Here is a 525-nt window from a genome sequence, read left to right on the forward strand (position 1 = left end):
GAATGGATGCGGTCGATGTCTTCTGACTGCCCATGGCGAACCTCTGAGTTGTTGATTGACAATGTAGTTTTAGATAAAGTCATAGCGATATCAAACGTCGTTTTTTGATCTTAGGTTCAAAATTTATGAACTTGCGACAGATTCGCTACTTTTGCGCGGTCGTCGAAGCAGGCAGCGCGACGCAGGCCGCGGAGGCGCTGTTCGTTGCGCCCACGGCGATTAGCATGCAGCTCGCGCAGCTCGAGGAGCATCTGGGTGGCGAGCTGTTCGACCGCTCCCGGCGCCCGATGGAGCTCACTTCATTGGGCAAATATTTTTATCCGCGGGCGAAAGAGTTGCTGTCCCATGCGGGACGGCTTGACGACGAGACGAGAGACATTGCAGCGGGCAAGCGTGGATGGCTGGGCATCGGCTTTGTCCGATCGACAACCTTCTCCGTACTCCCCAGCGCAGTGAGGAAGTTCCGGCAGTCATGTCCGGAAGTGCACCTCGATCTCGTCGAGGTGCTTTCTGAGTACCAGCCTG

General features: G+C 55.8%; 1 protein-coding gene. It reads left to right on the plus strand.

Features of this window, described 5'->3' with window-relative positions:
* Positions 1–125 precede the first annotated feature (125 nt).
* Positions 126–525, plus strand: a 400-nt coding sequence (locus tag AWB65_RS35340) for a LysR family transcriptional regulator (RefSeq protein ID WP_143281844.1), incomplete at its 3' end; no start/stop codon positions are given.

This window comes from Caballeronia humi, assembly GCF_001544475.1.
In the GTDB taxonomy this organism is placed as follows: domain Bacteria; phylum Pseudomonadota; class Gammaproteobacteria; order Burkholderiales; family Burkholderiaceae; genus Caballeronia; species Caballeronia humi.